The organism is Burkholderia sp. BCC0405 (genome assembly GCF_902833075.1).
Taxonomy (GTDB): Bacteria; Pseudomonadota; Gammaproteobacteria; order Burkholderiales; family Burkholderiaceae; genus Burkholderia.
The window spans coordinates 1-18,108 of record NZ_CADFEO010000029.1 but is presented as its reverse complement, the minus strand read 5'-3'; the positions used below and the strand labels follow the sequence as shown (position 1 = coordinate 18,108).

Annotated in this window: 18 protein-coding genes and 1 pseudogene; 13 read left to right on the top strand and 6 right to left on the bottom strand. The window is 62.6% G+C overall.

Annotation, left to right across the window (positions count from 1 at the left end; translation table 11 throughout):
* Positions 1–306: 306 nt before the first annotated feature.
* Both HWX36_RS33255 and HWX36_RS33250 read left to right on the top strand, forming a co-directional pair.
* A complete protein-coding gene (locus HWX36_RS33255; RefSeq protein WP_175958012.1) occupies positions 307–1,200 on the top strand; it encodes an ATPase in 894 nt (297 codons plus the stop codon).
* Between the two features lie 17 nt (positions 1,201–1,217).
* On the top strand, positions 1,218–2,924 hold the full coding sequence (locus HWX36_RS33250; RefSeq protein WP_175958011.1) for an ATP-dependent helicase: 1,707 nt from the start codon (positions 1,218–1,220) through the stop codon (positions 2,922–2,924).
* Between the two features lie 89 nt (positions 2,925–3,013).
* Here the strand turns inward: HWX36_RS33250 and HWX36_RS33245 are convergent, their stop codons facing one another.
* From HWX36_RS33245 to HWX36_RS33230, 4 genes are all read right to left on the bottom strand, one after another.
* Positions 3,014–3,409 carry a hypothetical protein gene (locus HWX36_RS33245; RefSeq protein ID WP_175958010.1) on the bottom strand — a complete coding sequence of 132 codons (396 nt, stop codon included), beginning with the start codon at positions 3,407–3,409 and terminating at the stop codon, positions 3,014–3,016.
* On the bottom strand, positions 3,406–3,813 hold the full coding sequence (locus HWX36_RS33240) for a polymer-forming cytoskeletal protein (protein WP_175958009.1): 408 nt from the start codon (positions 3,811–3,813) through the stop codon (positions 3,406–3,408). The genes HWX36_RS33245 and HWX36_RS33240 overlap by 4 nt, the downstream gene beginning before the upstream one ends.
* An 848-nt stretch (positions 3,814–4,661) precedes the next feature.
* Complete coding sequence (locus HWX36_RS33235) at positions 4,662–5,468, bottom strand: hypothetical protein (RefSeq protein WP_175958008.1); 807 nt, start codon at positions 5,466–5,468, stop codon at positions 4,662–4,664.
* A gap of 177 nt (positions 5,469–5,645) precedes the next feature.
* Positions 5,646–6,254, bottom strand: a complete 609-nt coding sequence (locus HWX36_RS33230) for an AcaB family transcriptional regulator (protein WP_175958007.1) — start codon at positions 6,252–6,254, stop codon at positions 5,646–5,648.
* Positions 6,255–6,871: 617 nt separating this feature from the next.
* Here HWX36_RS33230 and HWX36_RS33225 point away from each other — a divergent pair.
* The 11 genes from HWX36_RS33225 to HWX36_RS33175 all read left to right on the top strand — a co-directional run bounded on the left by HWX36_RS33225 (position 6,872) and on the right by HWX36_RS33175 (position 16,961).
* Positions 6,872–7,138, top strand: coding sequence for a hypothetical protein (locus HWX36_RS33225; protein WP_175958006.1), 267 nt, complete (start codon positions 6,872–6,874; stop codon positions 7,136–7,138).
* Positions 7,135–8,409: a hypothetical protein gene (locus HWX36_RS33220; RefSeq protein ID WP_175958005.1), complete on the top strand. Its 1,275-nt coding sequence runs from the start codon at positions 7,135–7,137 to the stop codon at positions 8,407–8,409. Before HWX36_RS33225 ends, HWX36_RS33220 begins: the two co-directional genes overlap by 4 nt.
* 169 nt (positions 8,410–8,578) lie before the next feature.
* Entirely contained in the window at positions 8,579–9,064 is a 486-nt protein-coding gene (locus HWX36_RS33215) for an NADAR family protein (RefSeq protein WP_175958075.1), read from the top strand.
* A gap of 78 nt (positions 9,065–9,142) precedes the next feature.
* A complete protein-coding gene (locus HWX36_RS33210; protein WP_175958004.1) occupies positions 9,143–10,510 on the top strand; it encodes a metallophosphatase family protein in 1,368 nt (455 codons plus the stop codon).
* Positions 10,511–10,708: 198 nt separating this feature from the next.
* A complete protein-coding gene (locus tag HWX36_RS33205) occupies positions 10,709–11,233 on the top strand; it encodes a hypothetical protein (protein ID WP_175958003.1) in 525 nt (174 codons plus the stop codon).
* Positions 11,221–13,542: an SMC family ATPase gene (locus HWX36_RS33200; RefSeq protein ID WP_175958002.1), complete on the top strand. Its 2,322-nt coding sequence runs from the start codon at positions 11,221–11,223 to the stop codon at positions 13,540–13,542. Before HWX36_RS33205 ends, HWX36_RS33200 begins: the two co-directional genes overlap by 13 nt.
* Before the next feature lie 80 nt (positions 13,543–13,622).
* On the top strand, positions 13,623–13,799 hold the full coding sequence (locus tag HWX36_RS33195) for a hypothetical protein (RefSeq protein WP_175958001.1): 177 nt from the start codon (positions 13,623–13,625) through the stop codon (positions 13,797–13,799).
* A gap of 22 nt (positions 13,800–13,821) precedes the next feature.
* Positions 13,822–14,019: a hypothetical protein gene (locus tag HWX36_RS33190; RefSeq protein WP_175958000.1), complete on the top strand. Its 198-nt coding sequence runs from the start codon at positions 13,822–13,824 to the stop codon at positions 14,017–14,019.
* A gap of 105 nt (positions 14,020–14,124) precedes the next feature.
* Complete coding sequence (locus tag HWX36_RS33185; protein WP_175957999.1) at positions 14,125–14,496, top strand: hypothetical protein; 372 nt, start codon at positions 14,125–14,127, stop codon at positions 14,494–14,496.
* A 140-nt stretch (positions 14,497–14,636) separates the two neighbouring features.
* Positions 14,637–15,200 carry a phospholipase D family protein gene (locus tag HWX36_RS33180; RefSeq protein ID WP_175958074.1) on the top strand — a complete coding sequence of 188 codons (564 nt, stop codon included), beginning with the start codon at positions 14,637–14,639 and terminating at the stop codon, positions 15,198–15,200.
* Positions 15,201–15,272: 72 nt separating this feature from the next.
* Positions 15,273–16,961 carry a phosphoadenosine phosphosulfate reductase family protein gene (locus tag HWX36_RS33175; protein ID WP_175957998.1) on the top strand — a complete coding sequence of 563 codons (1,689 nt, stop codon included), beginning with the start codon at positions 15,273–15,275 and terminating at the stop codon, positions 16,959–16,961.
* 26 nt (positions 16,962–16,987) lie between these two features.
* On the opposite strand, the gene istB is transcribed toward HWX36_RS33175, so the two are convergent.
* Entirely contained in the window at positions 16,988–17,854 is an 867-nt protein-coding gene (gene istB / locus HWX36_RS33170) for an IS21-like element ISBcen28 family helper ATPase IstB (protein WP_175957997.1), read from the bottom strand.
* Positions 17,851–18,108, bottom strand: a pseudogene (locus HWX36_RS33165) (IS21 family transposase); the annotation flags it as partial. The pseudogene HWX36_RS33165 and the gene istB, both read right to left, overlap by 4 nt.

Sequence of the window (18,108 nt, the reverse complement as noted above, 5' to 3'; positions counted from 1 at the left end):
CCGGTTGCGCGCAGCGTGAGCGCGCCGGCGCAGAAAAGGTGGTCGAAATACCCGACGTTTCGGGCGGATCGGACGATCCGTCCACGCCACAATGAATCATGGTCTACGGACCTCGGAAAGCTCACTCCCCGTAGAGCTTTCGGCCTTGCCCCCTCTCCCCCAGAGGGGGCTTTTTTTTCGTCCGGAGCTGGGTGATCGCTGCGAAAGCCGCGCGAAATCGTTCACGTTTCGGACGTGTATCGCGGCACCGGGCCGCAAGAATAGACGCAAGCCGCACGTGCGGTTAGTCAACCAGATAGGATCCACATGAGCACGATCAATGAAGAAGCGCACGTCGACACCGGTACCACGGACGTGGCACCTGACCACGCAGCCGCACACGTGCCGGCCAGCGATGGTGCGGCCGCAGCGATGGATGAGCCGACTACGGGCGACGCCCGGCAGACAACGGATGGCGCGGACGACGGCGAGGTCGAGCGCGAGCTCGACGAGATGGAGCGGTCGGCCGGCGTCTTGCAGCGCGAAGGCCTGATCAGCGCAGCGGAGGCTGAACAGAAGCTCGAGGAGGTGGCGCGCACGCGTACGCTGTTCCGCGATCTGTCGCCTGCGGAGCGCGCGCGCATCATCCAGCGTCGGCGTGAGATCGGCCGCGAACTGATGAACAAGCAGCTGTCCGGCGCTGCCGTCGTGACCGCGCGTGTCACGATGAAGCATACGCGCCTGAAGCCGTTGTTCGAGCAGTGGTGGCCGTACCTGAACCGGATGACGATCAACATGCAGCGCTTCGGCCGCACGACGTACGGTGCGAACGAACAGGGCATCGTCAGCACGTGGTTCGAGAAACAACTCGACCAGCTGGAGGCTTACGTGAACGAGCAGCTCGACGTCGCGCAGGGTTTCCGGGAAAAGACGGAAAACGAGATGCGCCAGCGCAAAGAGACCGTATTTGAGCCGAGCGTGACGAAGCCTTCGCTCGACATCGAGGTCGAGGCTTACTCGCGGTTCTCGATGCGCCTGCTGTCCGTGATCCTGAAGTTTGACCAGGTGATGGACCATTTCGACTTCCTCGTCTGGAACGGGATTCGTGACCAGTCTGACGTCGACGATGAAACTGCACGCTTCCTCCGCAAGTTCCACCCGGTCGGCCTGCGTGGGTACACGACCCACCTGAAGCTGATGAACACCGTTCGCGGCAACTGATCGGGACGGACGGTGCCATGCTCGACGAGTTGAATCCCCAACAGCGCGAGGTGGCCCTCCTGCGCCGCCACTGCCTCGCCATCGCGTGCCCAGGTGCGGGAAAGACAAAAATGAGCGCCGCAAAGGCTGCGCTCCTGCTGGAGGATCCACGGGCAATGGTGGGTGCCGTGACCTTCAGCAAGGACGCGGCCGTCGAACTGCGCGAACGCATCCTCGCGATGGCGCCGCCCGATGCCAAACGACGATTGATTGCAGGTACCTTCCATTCGCTTGCCTTCAAGCAGCTTCAGCGGCCCGGGCGCGGTCGGCCTGACATTGCATCGGAAGGGGATCGCGTTGGGATGCTCGGGCGGGTGCTTGCCGAGCTCGGGTACGACTGGAAGGTCGAAGAGGCGGTGCCGATCGTCGAGCGGATCAAGACGAATTTCGGTCGGGCGGACGAGGGGTCAGCTGAATCCACGCTCTATGCAGCCTACCAGGACGCGCTCGAGCGCAACGGCAAGATCGATTTCCAGGACATGTTGCGCCTTGCAGTCGAGGGCATGCAGAGCGAGGACATCAGGCCGTATCGCTTCACCGACCTGCTCGTCGACGAGTTCCAGGATACGGACCCGCTGCAGTTCCGTTGGGTCGAACTGCACGCGCGCGCCGGCACGCACGTCACTGTAGTTGGCGACGACGACCAGAGCATCTACGGCTTTCGGGCCGCGCTTGGTTTCCGTGGAATGGAGAATTTTGCGAGCACGTTTGAGGCCCAGTGCGTCGTGCTCGGCAGCAACTACCGCTGTCGTTCGGAGATCCTGGCGGCCGCAGACAAAGTCATCCAGAACAACGTCGATCGTATGCCGAAGGTCCTCCATGCCGCGCGTGGTGCGGGCGGCGTTGTTGCGGCTCGGCGATTCGACGACGAGTATTGCGACGCCGTAGCCGCCGTAGAAGCGCTGCGGCCGCAGCTGGCGGGAGGCGCGACGTGTGCAATTCTCGCGCGAACAAACCGGATACTCGACCCGATCGAGTCCGTGTGCCGATCGCACGGCGTGCCGTACTACCGTGCGTCAGGCGGTTCGGTGCTCAACAAGCCGCAGGCGGCGCTGATGTGCAATCTCCTACAGGTCGTCGAAGGCCACAAGCAGAACGGCATTGACGCCGTCCTAGGCTACATGGGGATGAGCTCCTATGATCTCGGCTCGTTGCACAAGCGCATGGGCGCGGCCTTCGTCCAGATGCAAAAGCAGGAGCTAGTCGGTCTCGGTCTGCGCGACGAAACGGCGACGGCTTACCGTGCGTTCATGAAACGGCTCGGAGAATGGCAGGCGCTTTGTCAGCGCTCCTTCCATTCGCTCGCGCTCGAAGGCGTCTACGAGTGGATGATGACCTACGCCAAGGGTGACGTCGCGATCCGGGCAATCCAGTGTACGTACGACGTGATCAGCCGGCTGAACGGCTCGTTCAACGAGCGCATCGAGTTCCTGAAGCGGGACAACAACAAGCCGGGCGAGGGCGTGCTTGTTCTCACGACGATGCATAGCTCGAAGGGGCTCGAGTACGACCACGTGTGGATCAGTCGATCGGAGGAGGGAGTCGTGCCCGATGAGAAGAGTCCCGAGTCGGAGGAGCGGCGACTGTTCTATGTCGCCATGACCCGGGCTCGCGACAGTCTGACCATCTCGTCGATCAGGAAGAACGCCGTGTCGCGGTTCGTCATCGAATCGGGGATTCAGTAGAAGCTGACGAAATCGAGTTGGCTTTTTCGGGTGAACTGGGGGTGGGTTGCGCTGGCGTGAATGCGGTCGCAGCTACGCGACCGACACCATTACGTTTGGGCCAGGGTGCGATGTACTCGGAAAGCGACGACGAACGCGCAGCGGTTGAGGACGAGGCTGAGCACGTAGCCGAGGTGAAGGACCAGGGATGCAAGGCCGATGTCGAACAACAGACCAGAGAGGTAAAAGACCCCCCACTCGACGAGAGGCAAACCCTCGAATCTGATCGGAAGGAAGTGCCACTCGCTTGTCCAGATGCCTGTAACGGCCCGCATGCAAAAATAGGCTGCGGTTTGGATGAGCCAGACAATTCGCGAGCTGTTGTCGTCCTTGAAAAACGGTACGAGGCTCCACAAGATGTACCCGGCGAACGACAGCACGGGAATCGCCCAGCCGCATGCCACAACGAGGGAGGAAATGCGGAGAAGGCGGCGAGCCCGTTTCACTGCGTTGCTCCACTTTCTTCGAGGCGTTCCGGTGCGATCTCGCGCTCGACGGGAGCGTTCTCGATCACAAGTTCACGTGGCACGCGCCGCAACTGCCCATTGAGCGCGGCGTGGGGGCCGAGGCGGATCGTGCCGCAATAGAGCACGTCGCCGTTCACGCGGCCGTTGATTTCGAGCGCTTCACGCGCGTGAACGTCGCCTTCGACGACCCCGTCGACGCGGACGATCTCGCCTTGCACCTTCCCCTTGACGATGCCGCCGGCGCCGATATGGAGCAGGCCGCCGGTTGAAATGATGTCGCCGTTTGCGATGGCAAAGACGCTCAATCCGTGGTCGAGAATCAGGGTGCCCTCTACGACCAGGCCGGCCATGAGGACCGTCACGTTATGCGGTTTGGTTTTCATGCGGGTCTCTCTCAGAACAGTGAGACGTCGCCGGTCTTGGCGGACGTCGATGGTTTCGGTGCGTTCTCGACTTTTGCCGGCTCGGCGCGCGCGGCGGGTGACGGGGCCTCGGCGCTAGCCGCTTCGTGCCGCTGGCGTGCAGCAGCGCGGTGTGCGCGGTGGGGCGCGGGCTTCGGTTGCGCGGTCGGCGCGACGGCAGGCGCAGCGGTTGCGGAGGGTCGTTCCGCCGTGGCCGAAGGCGTTGGTGTCACGTCGGCCGGTGTAGTCGCCGCGGACTGCTGGCTTACCGCCGGCCCGGAGGTGGCATGAGAGGCACGAATTGGCGATGCGGCGGCCTTTTCCTGATCTGTCATTGGCGCCGGCATTGCGCGATCCGGGGGCACGGTCGTACCTCGCGCTTGTGACGCCAGTAATGCCCGGGTGTCCATGCGCGAGGCATCGGCTGCAGCCCGATCTGCTGGCCCGCCGAAGTCAGCACTGGTGAGCGGAAGCTCGGACTCGTGGGGTGCCGAGGCCGCGACCGGCGCGGCGGCGTGTGCCGTTGCGGGACTTGCACTTTGCGTAGCGACCGGTTCGACGTGTGCTGCGGCTTGTCGTGCATGCGCGGCGTGCCAAAGCTTAGCGGCAGACACGCCCGCAACACCGGCGCCCAACGCCAAGGCGAGGGCGATGGCAGTTGGCCGGCCGAAGCGTCGACAGGTCGATGTGAGCCTTTCGATCGTGCGTTTGCACGTCGATTCGTGCCCGGTCGGAGCTGGAAGTGCTCGTACGTGGCTATCGATGTCAATGACAACCGGTTGCGACGAGTATTGGGCGTGCAGTGCCTGAATCTCTCGAATATCCAAGATTTACTCCTTGGGTGGTGTGTTCCCGCCGGCGCCCGGCGCAACGCCGGTATCGGACATGAGTTTTGCCGTGCCGATCAGGCCGTCCTCTTTCATCCATTGCTCGGCCGCTACGAATCGGGCGTCGAGCGGCTGACGAGTCTTCCAGCCCGCCACGAGGCACGACAGATGGAAAAGCACCTTCGACGCGCGCTCGCTCTTATCCGGGGCGGTGCCTGGACTTGCTGCGTCGGCGCCCAATGTGCGTCGGCGGGCGTGTGCGTCGACCAGCTCGCGCGCCAGTAGATCGCGTTCCTGTCGCAACCCGGTGATCTCCGAATCCATCTGCGCGATCCATTCGGTCGCGTCCATCTCTTCGGGGCAACTCGCATCGGCGAGCGCGTCGAGCATGCGTTCGTTCGTTTGGTTGCAACGCTCGACGTATTCGAGAAGGCGGTCGCCGGCGCGTTCGTGCATCTGTTCATCGAGCCCGATCAATAGCGCGGCGTGCTCACGAGCCCGGTGAGCGTAGGGATGCGAGTCTTTCGTCGTGGACGGCATCCAGTACGCGAGGGCTCGTTGGAGTTGCCGAATCCGTGCGTCGCGGTCATCGACCGGCGGGGATGTAGCGGTACAGGAGCGGTCGGGATCGAGGAACGATGCTCCCTCCTCGGGGTGGTCTTCGATCCACGCGTAGACGCCTGCGCCACCGTGCCCGGCTGAACTCAACGTTAGGACAATGGTTCCTTCGAGGCCGCCGTAACATTCGAGCAGCTGACGGGTCTGGGCCAGGTTCAGCGGAATCGACCTCCCAGGCTTGCCTGCGGACATTGGCTGATCGACGGATTCGGGGTACGGGGCTACAGGTGAGGGATTGCTCACGAGATAGGTCTCCGGAAAGGGTGATGGGTACGTCGCGACGCGGTGCGAGCGACAGGCTCAGGACGAGCTTATTCACCGCACGACGAAGTCAAGGTCGGGCGATGCAATGCTGCAGAAGCGGTTGAGTCAGTCGCGTACGGTGCCGTCGGCGTCGTATCGGTCGTTGTCCGGGATGCACGCCGTTCTCACGTGCAGGATGCGACCTTCGGCGTTCTTGAGGATGTTGGCGCGCTCCTGCGCCGTGATCTTGTCGGCGAGCTGCGCCTCCATCGTCGCAGTGAACAGGCGGTCGTACTGGGTCAGACACCGGACCAGCAGGCCGGCCAGTGGGCGCGTCACCTTCAGCTCGATCTGCTCACTCGGAAAAGCCAGGGAGCGCGCGTTGTGCTTCTCGACCCATGCGGTGGCTTTGCGCATCCAGTCGGCTGCATCGCGTAGAGCTATCTCGAGCGCACGGACCTTGCCGCCGCGGGCGACAGAGATCTTCGCCGCGCAGAAGTTGTAGTCGCTGCGGACGAATGTGCGTGCAAAGAGCGAACTGTAGTTCAGGATCGTGACGGCGTCGGAGTCCGGCACGATCTTGTCGATGCGGCTGTCGCTAGTCAGCCGCTGGATCGGCTTCAAGCCCGTCGACGTGGCGAGGCGAACCGCCGGATCACGGGCGGGAGTAGTGTTTTGCGCGGGCGTGTCAGCTTGCCCGCGCCCTTCGTGCGATGGTTCGAGAACGGCAGACATGATTTTTTCGGGTGGTCTCTCTCATTGACGATTCTGAGCGAGTCAGGCGATGTTCGTGTCGGCAAAAGCGTGGCTGATTTCGTGAGCTTTTCGGGGATTGCGAGCCACGATATTCGCGATACTGACTCTACTTCTCGCGTCCCTGACGCATCGACCTCGACTTCGCTGGCCGAAGTCCATCTTTTGTACAAGCCGTGCCAATGGGCATGCTCCGACTGGTTGGCAACCGGTGTGGAATTCCTTTCTGATGAGCGCCTCGCCCGCGCTCCCCATTTCAGTCATAAAACTCGTTGCTGGCCGCATTCATTTGCGCCGTGACATCGTTCGAACCCGGACAACGGGTGTCTCTCTCCAGGCCTCTGTCTGGGTAGAACGACTGTAGTCGACTGAGCCGTGAACCTGCGTCGGAATGGCACTTCCGAAAATGGGCTGTAGCACAGCGTGACCATGCTGTGCGAGGACGACCTAACGTCCTCTATATGAGCCGTCCGGCTCCCTGAGCACCACGTCCCCGGAAGGGACGTGGTGCTTGGGTCATTTCACCGAATCCACGAAGCGCGTTCCTCTGCCGAGGGACGCGCTTTTTTTTCGTCCATTTTTCTGTCCTGGAGGTACCCATGCTTCCCAATCGTCTCGATTCCCGAATCGCCGACGTGATTAGCCGATCGATCGCCGAGGAACGTTCGACCACCGACACGACGTCATCCGCTTGGCGGGAGCGTTGCGAGGTGGCGCAAGTCGCGATGTTCACCGACTCCGACCGCCGGATTTTTCTGTCCAGTATCGCCCACCGCCGCGGAGAGGCGGCAGCCAATGCGCTCGAGCAGTCAGCGGACGCGTTGCGCACCCAGGCGATCTTCAAACTTGCGAGGAAACCATCATGAATGCAGTGGTCAGTATGGTTGGCGGCCCCGTACGGAGCGTCGTCGAAGAGCGGGCCATGCGCCCTCCGGTGATCGGGAAGATCAGGCCCGGCATCAAGGTGCTGACGTCGAGTGCCAGAGGCAATCCAGATGCGGTTGCGTTGTACGAGGCGATGGTGGCCGCCGGCGACTCGTTCGAGACGATCGGCAAGGCGATTGAGTCGCGCTGCAGAATCAAGCATCCGTTGGCGCCGCGCAATACCGACTTCTTCACCTGTCGCCGCTCGGATTTCAACAACCCAGACGTCGCCGACGAGATTTTGCGGCTCTACGGTGAGGATCGCGGCCAGGGCGTCAGGCTCTACCGTTTCCCAGTGTTGTTCGCCTTCAACGACTGGATGCAGAACATCCCGAACGAGATGGCGGCGTGGGGCGCGAGCGGTCGCAAGTACTTCTCGCAGTACGGGGCCGGTGGCCTGCGCTACTGCAAGACGTATGCGAAGGTCGAGCGAGACTCCCGCGCGAGCCGCGCCGTACGGCATTTCGGCGGCCGCGACGTGATCTTCCGTCAGGATGATGCGATTCCCGATGGCATCTGCAACCCCGAGCAATGTCCGCAGTATCAAAGCCGGCAATGCAACCTCGGCGCCAACTTCGTCTTCGCCATTCCCGACATCAAGGGTCTGGGTCTGATCGAACTTCCGACGAACTCGATCTACGTGCTGCAGAAGGCATACGCGGCGATGAAGACGGTCCAACTGGCCCGTGGCAAGCTGACCGGCACCCGGTTCTGGATCTCGAAGCGGGAATTCGACATCACGCGGATCAACGAGGCAGGTGAAGCGGTGCGTCAACCGCAGATGCTGACGGTGCTCGATGCGGATATTGACATCGGCGCGTTGCTCGACGGTGCAGAAGAGGCGCCGGCTGCGATCGAAGCCGCTAACTCACCCGCACTGGGGGATTCTGGCGGCACCGTGATTCAGCTTCACCCGGCGGAAGACGAAAGCCCAGCGGGACGCGCTGATCAGGTGGAAGCCGGTGATGGCCCGCCCGAATCGATGGAAGAGAAGCGCCACCGCATGCATGATCTGCTGCAGCGTCTTCGCTTCGTCGACGACGAGCAGCGACGGGCGTTTCGGATTTACGGACACTTCCGATTCGGTCGTGGCTGGACGGAACGAACCGCCGACGTTGACAAGATGATCGTGCGGCTGACGACAGCGCTCGAGGATCCGAATTCACTTCAACGTGAAATCGGCTCGGCGGTCGAATCGTTCCGCAATGCGTAACTGATACCCCTTTCGCCGGCCCTTCGGGGCCGGTGTCTCTTTCTTCCACGACGCGAATCAGAGAGTCCTTCAGCAAAGCGTTTTGCTCAAGTGCTTTCGACCGCGTGTCTCACGCATCGAAATCGTCCGCGCAAGCGGCCATCTCTTGACCTATCCCCTGGAGGATCCTATGCGCCGGATCGGCAACATCACGGCGTTCTTCGGCGCCGCCGATGTGTTTAGTAACTGGCACCCGTGCCATTTCACTTTCCACGACGTCACTTTCAACTGTGGCGAGCAGTTCATGATGTACTGCAAGGCGATGCTGTTCGATGACCATGCAACAGCGGAGGCCATCTTGGCCTCGACGTCGCCCCGCGAGCAGAAACGGCTCGGCCGCGGCGTGCGAGGCTTCGATGAGGCACGCTGGCTGCAGGTGCGCGAATCGATCATGTTCGTCGGCTGTCGCGAGAGGTTTCGCCAGAGCGAGGTGTTTGCCGCTGCGCTGCGAGCGACCGGATCGACGGTCATAGTTGAAGCCAGTCCGTATGACCGCATCTGGGGCGTCGGGATCGGCGAATTTGATCCCCGCATCGGCGACCCCTCGACCTGGCAGGGATTGAATCTCCTCGGCAAAGCGCTCATGCGCGTCCGTGACGGGGTTTCTCGGTCGTAGTTTCTTTTCTCGCGCGGCGTGCTGGCGCGAAACTATCTCTGGCTGCCCTCGGGCGGCCGTTTTCTTTGGGAGGCGCCGATGAAGATCGCGCATTTTTCTGACCTGCATTACTCACCGGGCAACCTCGACGAGGCGGACCGTTGCTTCACCTACGCGGTGGGCGACGCAATTGCGCGACAAGCTGGCGCGGCGGTGATCAGCGGCGACTCGACCGATCACCGGCTCGACGCACATTCGCCTGCTCTCCACGCGCTCGCGAAGCAGGTGCACAGGCTTGCGGAAGCGATGCCGGTCCTCATGCTTCAGGGTACGTTCTCGCATGAACCGCCCGGCACGCTGAGCAACTTCGCGCTGATGGGCGCACGGTACCCGGTGGCTATCGCGGTCCGTCCGTGCCAGGTGGCGCTTGTCGATGGGGAGTTCTGGTTTTCCCAAGGACCGGTGTTCAGTGACGAAGAGTTTCGCTCCGCGATCGGCGGTGGCGCCAGTGCGGTATTCACGTGCCTTCCGACGATGAACAAGGCGGATCTGGCGTTGCGCGTCGGCGCGTTGGCCGCGTCGACAGACCTCGCTGACTCGCTCGCGGGATTTCTGTCTGCTGCGGGCCGGATCAACTCGTTGGCCCGTGACGCTGGCGTTCCGACCGTCGGCGTGTCCCACGGCACCGTCAATGGGTGCGAGACCGAACACGGCGTCACGATGGCCGGGTTCGACCACGAGTTCAGCCTCGGCGGGCTGTTTGCCGCGGAATGCTCCGCATTCATGCTTGGGCATATCCACAAGGAGCAGACCTGGGAGTGTGAAGGGCGCCTGGTGGGGTACCCGGGCTCGATCGGGCGGTTCCACTACGGGGAGCTCGGCGACAAGGGCTACCTGTCGTGGGACGTGACGGCATTTGACGCGCATGCCGTACTGGTTCCGACACCGTCTCGCGAAATGGTATCTGTGTCGTTCGACGGGCCGCCGGACGCGAACGAGCTCGAAGCACTCGCCGCTGCCTCCGCAGGGAAGTTCGTACGTATTCGCTGGCAAATCGACGAAGAGCATAAGCAACTGGTCGACCGCAAGGCGATCGAAGCGATGTTCTCGGCGGCCGCCGGCGTGAAGCTCGAGCCGCGCGTGCTTCCTGTCATGCGCAGCCGGGCAGAAGGGATCAGCACCGCGCCGACGGTCGACGCAAAGCTGACTCGCTGGTGTGAGCTGGCCGACGTCGATGCTGTCCCGCTGGTCGATCGGCTGCAGCTGCTCGAGACCGGCGAGCCGGAAGCGATCGCGCAATCCATTCTGGCCCGTCTAGCCGCTACCAGTGGGCACTCAGGTGATCAGTCTGGCCTGCCGGAGGTTGCATCGGTGCTGTCGCTGGCCACATCGGCGACGTGCAGTCCCGCTGCTCCCGCGAGCGCCGGTGAACCGGCCTGGCTCAACGACGATTTGTTCGCGGCGTAGTGCCGCCCACCGACGGTTTGTTCTCCGTCGCTTTCGAACACTAGCCGTGTTCCGATAGCCCGCGTGGCTATCGAAACGAGGTTCACCCCGCGTCTATTGGCGCATCGACGGCAGCATCGCTGCATCCATTTTCTTACTACCCTGACGGGGCGTGTTCCCCGTCACGGGCGCACTCCGTCTCAAGTCCGGAGTGTGCTCATGTTTGGTCTCTATCCTGCTGGTGTCCGTTGGGCCCAGACTTTTACCGCGTCGACCGACGCGAAATCGCTGCAAAAGCTTCTCGTCGAACACGGCGGATGCACGGCGGCACTTTTCCATCAACCATTCGGTGTCCAGCGCGGCGCCGTCATCGCGCAACGCGATGGTCTGTTCGTGATGACCCATTTGGTCGAAGCCGACGAGGCTGAGATCGTCGTTACACCGGGCGTCGAGCTGCAGAACCTGTTGTGGTCGTTCGACTCGGGGTACTCGGGTCAATGGTCCGGCCGCGAGCTGCAGATTCTCACGGGTTGCCCCGATTGGGATTCGGTGCTCAAGCAGACGTCGGACGCGTTCCGTCGCCTTTGTGGAATCGTGGAGGCGGCGGTTGCGGGCACGTTGGGCAAGCAGGCTTCCCGTCCTGAGCCGACGCTCGCCGTCGATGATGACGAAATCCCATTCTTTTTTCCCGATGAATATTCGCAGCCCATCTCGCTTTCGGAGATCCAGTCATGCGACCTCTGAGACTGCTGCTCGAAGGGTTCACAGGCGTCCGGGACGGGATGAAGCGCGACAGCGTGGAACTCGATCTGGAGTCGTTGCCCAATGGGTTGATTGCGTTAACGGGGCCGAACGGCGCCGGCAAGACGACGATCATGGACAACCTGCATCCGTACCGGATCATGCCCTCGCGGGCGTCGAAGCTGACCGTTGATGCGTTCTCGTACTGGGATCACATCTGCGGCGTGCAGGCGCGCAAGGAGTTTGAGTGGGCGCACGACGGCCTGCGCTATCGGTCGACCTTCGCATTCCGCAAGCCGGGCAAGACGGGCAAGGCCGACTACTTCCTGTTCTATCGCTCGATGGACGGGGAGTGGCGGCCGGTATCGCTTCCGGACGGCACGGTGTCGGATGGTAAGAGCGAAACCTACGATCGATGTGTTGACGCGATCTGTGGCTCGCTTGAATCGTTCTTCACGAGCGTGTTCTCGGCGCAGAACCGGCGACCGCTCGCGTCCTACGGTGCGACCGAGATCAAGGGTCTCCTCGCGGAGCTGCTGAAGATCGATCACCTCCGTGCGTTGTCGACGAAGGCTGCTGATGTCGCGAAAGCACTCGCCCGGCATCTCGTTGTGGTGCAGCAGGATCTCACCACGTTCTCTGGCAAGCGTGAGCGTGTCGAAGAGGCACGCAAGGCCATCGCGACAGATGCAGCTGATATCGCCGCCGCACGGGACAAGCGTACGACCGCGCAAGCGGAGATTGCCACGCTGACGCAACAGCACGCCGTGCTGGTTGCCAAGCAGGGCGTGAACGCTGGCACGGCGGCGCGCTTGGGTGAACTCGGCGCGCGGCGCGGTGAACTGCAGGTCTCGCTTCAGACGTTGGAGCGAGACAAGCAAGCGGAAGAGAAGCGCTTCATGCAACGCGCAGCGGCGCTGCGCGAGACCATCGCCGGCCACGCAGCTGTCATTCGGCAAGCCGAGCTGATCCGCGGTGCATCGGCTGCCCGCGACGAAGCCCAGCTTTGTCTCGGAAAGGCCGAGGCACTGGTTCAGCCCTTGCAGAACGCTATCGAGGAGCTCGATGCGAAGCGGTTGCGCGCGGCGACTGTCGAGTCGACGCTCTCCGGGTTGGAATCGGAGGGTACGACAAAGGCAGTCCTGATCCGGAACCTGACCGAGCAATCGTCGGTGATCGGGTCTGTGCCTTGCGCTGGGCTCGATATCCATGCGACGTGCCCGCTACTCGCGCAAGCGAGGAGTGCCGCGCATCAAGTGGACGTTCAGACCGTCTCGCTGAAGGATCTTCGGACGCGCTATCGACAACACAAGACGGAGCTGGACCAACTTGCGCCGTCTGTCGCAACGCTGTCGGTGAAGCGTGCTGAGCTTCAGCGTGTGAACGCGGAAGTCGCGGCCACACGTCAGGCGCTCCAGCGCGCGACCGAGCTTGCTGCCCGGAAGCCCTTGCTGGACGCTGCCGAGGCTGGGCTGGCGAAGGCCCATGCCGATCTGGAATCGCTCGATGTAGAGCGAAACGAGGCGATCGCCCGTCGGGAGATGGAGTCGACGCGTCTTACTGGGCAGTTGCGTGAGGTCGAAGCGGAGGTGTCGCGCCTGGCTGCGGTCGACGTGACGCAAGCGATTGCGGATGTCGATCGCCAGCTGGTCGCATGTCGCGATCTCTGCACGGGACTGGATGCGCGGATCGAAGCATTGATCCGGAGCCAGGCCACGCGCGAAGCAACGATTGCTGTTCTCGAGCGCGAGCTGGAGGGGTTTTCAGCGACGCAGGCGCTCGCCGAGCGCATCTCCGACGAGATCGCGAAGTGGAAGCTGCTCGCGAAAGGGCTGGGCAACGACGGCGTGATCGCTTTGACGATCGACGACGCGGGCCCGGCACTAACGCAGAAAGTGAATGACCTGCTGCTCGTGTGCTACGGCACGCGGTTCACGGTCGAGATCCAGACCCAGCGCACGTTGGCCAACGGTGAAACGCGCGAGGGCTTCGAAATCCTCGTCCACGACGCCGAAAACGACAGCAGCAAGGGTGTCGGCGTGATGTCTGGTGGTCAGAAGGTGTGGATTAACGAAAGCCTGACACGCGGAGTCGCTCTGTATATCGCGGGCAACGCGGGACAGCCGTACGAGACGCTCTTCAGCGACGAGTCGGATGGACCGCTTGATCCCGATCGCAAGGTGCAGTTCATGCGCATGAAGCGCGAGGTTCTGCGTCAGGGAGGGTATTCGCGGGAGTTCTTTATCTCGCAAACGCCAGACCTGATTGCGGAGGCCGACGCCGTCATCGACGTGGCCGCACTCGCGAGGTAGTGCAGCACACATTTTTAACCCTGGTGGGGAACGTTCCCCACAGGGGCGTTCCTCGCCTTTTTTTCTTTCCGAGGAACGCAATGAAACTGAAGTCCAAATCGGGTGCGCCGGTTCGAAGCCTCACGGTCTCGATTCGTCCGAAGCCTATTCGCATGGGCACGGAGCATGTCTACGAGCTGAACGGCTCGCGCCTGCGCGACGTGCTCATCGGCGGGCGCTGGGTAACGGTGGCGGCTACGGCCGTCGTCGCGTCCTGAACCGTCGATGGAGGAAGGTGCGATGAACGATATGACGAATCTGGTGATGCTGTTGATTGCGATGCACGCCGGCGGCGAGCCGCCGGCGTCTGCCTACCGCTACGCAGTGGTTGCGCAGGCCGCCGCCGAAAGGCGGCAGCCCGCGAGAACGGACGCGGTCATCTGCAAGGATGGCCAAGTCCGCACCTTTCCGGCAGGGCACCCGAAGCCCTGCATCTGAACCATTGAACGTCGGCCCCATTCTCGAAAGAGAGCGGGGCCGCTTTTCCCTTTGGGAGGCAGTGTCCTGTAAGGGCTGGCATCTCACCTCCAGAGGAGTAGAAAAGTGTCCTTTCGCACTATGACGTATGTCGTGCTTGCGTCCGGCGTGCAGCTTACGGACGTCGCGCCGAGTTGTTTGACGAGAAGCGTTTCGGTGGCGGATGAACGTGGGATGCTCGTTGTCTACGAGAGCTACCTGGCGCCGACGGGATCGATCGAGTCGGCTGAGACTGACCTTACACCGGACATGCTCGACGAGCTTGCCGTTCAACGATTCCTCGACACGCTTCCCAGTGACATGTTCTATCTGAAGCGCGTTGGCGAGGCGTCCTCTTCAACGAGGGGCGAGTTTGATGCGAAGTTGTTCGGTGACGAACCTGACGTAGAAGAAATCGACGCAGCGTATTTGTCGCCTCCGGTGATGCGTGACGCTTGACCTATAGCCCGTGCTGGAATAGCCCCCGGTGGGGGCGGTCCTGCGCTATTGGTGCGTTACATATTCTCCGAAATTCTGATCTGCGGCCCCGCTCCTGGAAGGGGGTGGGGCCTTTCCCGTATGTACTCCTGGAGGCTTTGATGAAGAAGAAAATATCTTGGGCAGTCCTCGTCGCATCGCTGTGCTGTTGTGTTGCAATCGCGCTCGCCGGTCGCGCGCAAGCGGAAACGGTGCCGACCGTCGAAGTAGCGTTTTCGCCGGATGGCGGAGCGGAAAGTCTTGTGCTTCGCACCATCGGGGAGGCGCGCCAGTCGATTCGCGTGTTGGCCTACTCGTTCACCGCTTCGGCGGTAACGCGTGCGCTCATCACCGCAAAGCGCCGTGGCGTCGACGTCGCGGTCACTGTCGACGCGCGCAGCAACTTCGACGAGGACCGTAGCGGCCGCGCTCGCGCTGCTCTCGGCGCGCTCGCATACGCCGGTATTCCGGTTCGCGTCGTGAGCGTCTTTCCGGCGCTGCACTCGAAGTACGTCGTCGTCGACGGCGCGACGGTCGAGACCGGAAGCTATAACTACTCGCAACAGGCGGCCCGGTACAACGCCGAGAACGTTGTCGTGCTGCGAGGCGACACACGCGTCGCAGATGCGTACCTGAAGAACTGGGAAGCGGTGTCGTCGCGCGGCGAAGTGTATCGCGCGCCCTGACAGTTTCATTTCTCCCAACCCACGCGGGAACTGCTCCCACGTGGGGCGGTTCCGGCGCGTCTGGAGCAGCACATGTTTTCTGAAATTCTGGTGAAGATGGAATCGGCTATCGAAGCGCTCGTCGGGCTGATTCGGCAGGGGTGCACACTTTCGAATGCGTTGAGCGGCGGTAAGGATTCGACCTGTACGGCGATCCTCATGCTGGAGGCGGTGCGACGCGCCGGCGCCGAAGTGTCGCGTGAGCATTTCGTGACGAGTGCGGACACGACGATCGAAAATCCAAGCATGCACTGGCACTTGCAGGCGATGCTCGACGAGATCCGGGATGCTTATGCGTTCGCTGGTGCGCCGATATCGGTGCACGTCGCGAAGCCGTCCCTGTCGTCGCAGTTTGTCGTCGCGACGATCGGCCGTGGCACGCTTCTCCGCACTCCGGAGAATGGGGTGAAAAACGGGAAGCGAATACGTGCGTGCGCCGCTGACTGGAAGGTCGACCCGCAAAACCGAATGCGTGTCTCGCTCGAGCGATCGGCGGCCGCCGGAGGCGGTCGGGAATTGGTCACCGTGCTTGGCAATCGGTTCAGCGAAAGCGGCAGTCGGTCGGTAGCGATGACCAGTCGCTGTGAGAGCGCACTGAAGCCCGTTCGTAACGCGGACGGTTATCTGACGCTCTCGCCGATCGCGGAATGGTCGACCGACTGCGTGTGGTCGATGCTTGCGCTCTTCGCGGAGGATGCCGACAGACCTTTCCCGTCGCCGGTGTCCGGCGAGTCGGTACGGCGCCTGTCGGAGCTGTACCGCGCCGGAAACGAGGGAACGTGCGGCGTGATCCTCGGCGAGGGCGGTGCGCGGTCGCCGTGCGGGAGCCGGTTTGGTTGCGCATTTTGTTGCGTGACTGGCGAACGCGATCGCTCGATGGAGTCAATGGTGAAGGAAGTTGATCACCAGCATCTGGAGGGCCTGAATCGCTTCCGGAACTACCTGGTCGCGGTGCAGTGGGATCTCCGTCGTCGCGAGCTCGTTGGTCGAAAGCTGAGCGATGCCGGGTACCTGGCGGTAAAGCCGGACGTCCTGTCGTATATGGAACGCGTCCGACTGCTGCAGTACCTGCTCACGCTCGACGTGCTTGAAGTCGAACGGTCCGAGCGGCATGAGGGAGCGTTGGCTGCGGGCGAGATCCCTGACACGCCGGAGAACCGGGCGCTTTGTGACGTACAGTTCGAAATGGTCACGCCGGCGCAGCTGGTGGCGATCGACTTCTACCTCTCGATGCACCACTATGCGCCGCACGCCTTTCCAGCGCTTTCGGTCTGGTTCGACGTGCATCGGCTCGGGCGGCGGTACCATGTCCCAGTCCTTGACCCGCTGCCGAAGATCGACATCCCGCACCACGGTTGGTTCTTTGTTGGCGCGTACGATGCCGAGGTACCCACGGATGGGCTTCGCGACTATGCCGCGGAGCAGTGGAATCGCTATACCCATTCGGGGCGGCCGAGCCGGTATGCGCGAACGAAGTCTGGCGAGCAGATCGTCTATTTCGAAGAGAGCGACCAGTTCGAGGTGGACACCGAGGCCGCGTGTGCATTCGTGACCTGCAGCTTCGATGCTGGCTGGTCGGTGAAGGCGCAGCTTCATTCGGGGATGGAGTCGGCCCGTTTCTGGTTGAACGAAGGGATCGTGCGGCTGCCGACCGGTATGGCCGGCCGGTATCAGGAGATGGTGTCAACGTCGGACGTAATTTCCCCAGAAGTGTCGAAGTAAAATTCCCCACCCTGTTGGGACGGTGATCAGCCGGCGATGTGATCGGATGAGCTCCTTCGAGGACGGCCCGGACGCCGACGAACCGGCTCAGCGGGCGCGGGATTCAGGGAAGAAGGCCGGTTGCGTAGATGGTCGGGCAGCAGATCGGCGTGTTCTCGCAGACGGTACGACGTGCCCTCGATCTGCACGACGATCGCGTGGTGCAGCAGCCGGTCGAGCAGCGCCGCGGCGACCACGCTGTCGCCGAACACTTCACCCCATTCGCCGAAGCTTCGATTGGACGTCAGGATGATCGCGCAGCGCTCGTAGCAGGCGTTGACGAGCTGGAAGAACAGATTGCCGCCGTTGGAACCGATGGGCAGGTAACCGATCTCGTCGACGATGAGCAGGCTGTTGCGTGCAAGGAAGCGCACGCGCTGCGCCAGGTTGCCTTCCCGCTCAGCCTTGGCCATCGAGTTCACGATCTCGGCCAGCGAGCCGAAGTAGACGCTCTTGCCGGCGCGCACGGCTTCCACGCCCAGCGCAATGGACAGGTGCGATTTGCCCGTCCCGGGCGGCCCCAGGAAGTGAACGGTCTGCCGTCGTTCGATGAACTCGAGCTGCGCAAGCGCCATGATGCGATCGCGGTCGAGGCTCGGCTGGAAGCTGAAGTCGTAACCGGCCAGCGTCTTGATCGTACCGAGCCGCGCGGTCTGCAGCGCTATCCGGATGCGGCGGGTCTCGCGCGTCGTGAACTCCTCGCCCAGCAGCGTTTCCAACACTTCCAGCATCGAGCTGTCGCCTTGCTCGAAGCGATTCAGGGTGGTGTCCAGCGTTTCGAGTGCGCGCGGCATGCGCAAGCCGACGAGATAGCGTCGGATGCGTTCTAGTGTCGAGGTGGGCATGCTGCTCATGCGGCCCTCCCGGCATCCGCGAGGCGTCTTGCGACCTGGTCATAGAACGACAGAGGCCGGCGAGCCACGGCTACCATCACCGATGGCGCCGGCTGTCTTGACGGCTGCTTGCGCTGATTTGTGCGTCGATGACCGGGCAACAGCGAGGTTCGTCGCCGGCCTTCGAGCACGGGATGAACCGCCAGCAGTTCACCGTCTTCGTAGATGCGGATCTCGTGGGCCAGACTGTGGACGTCGAGCGTGCGCTTGCGTGT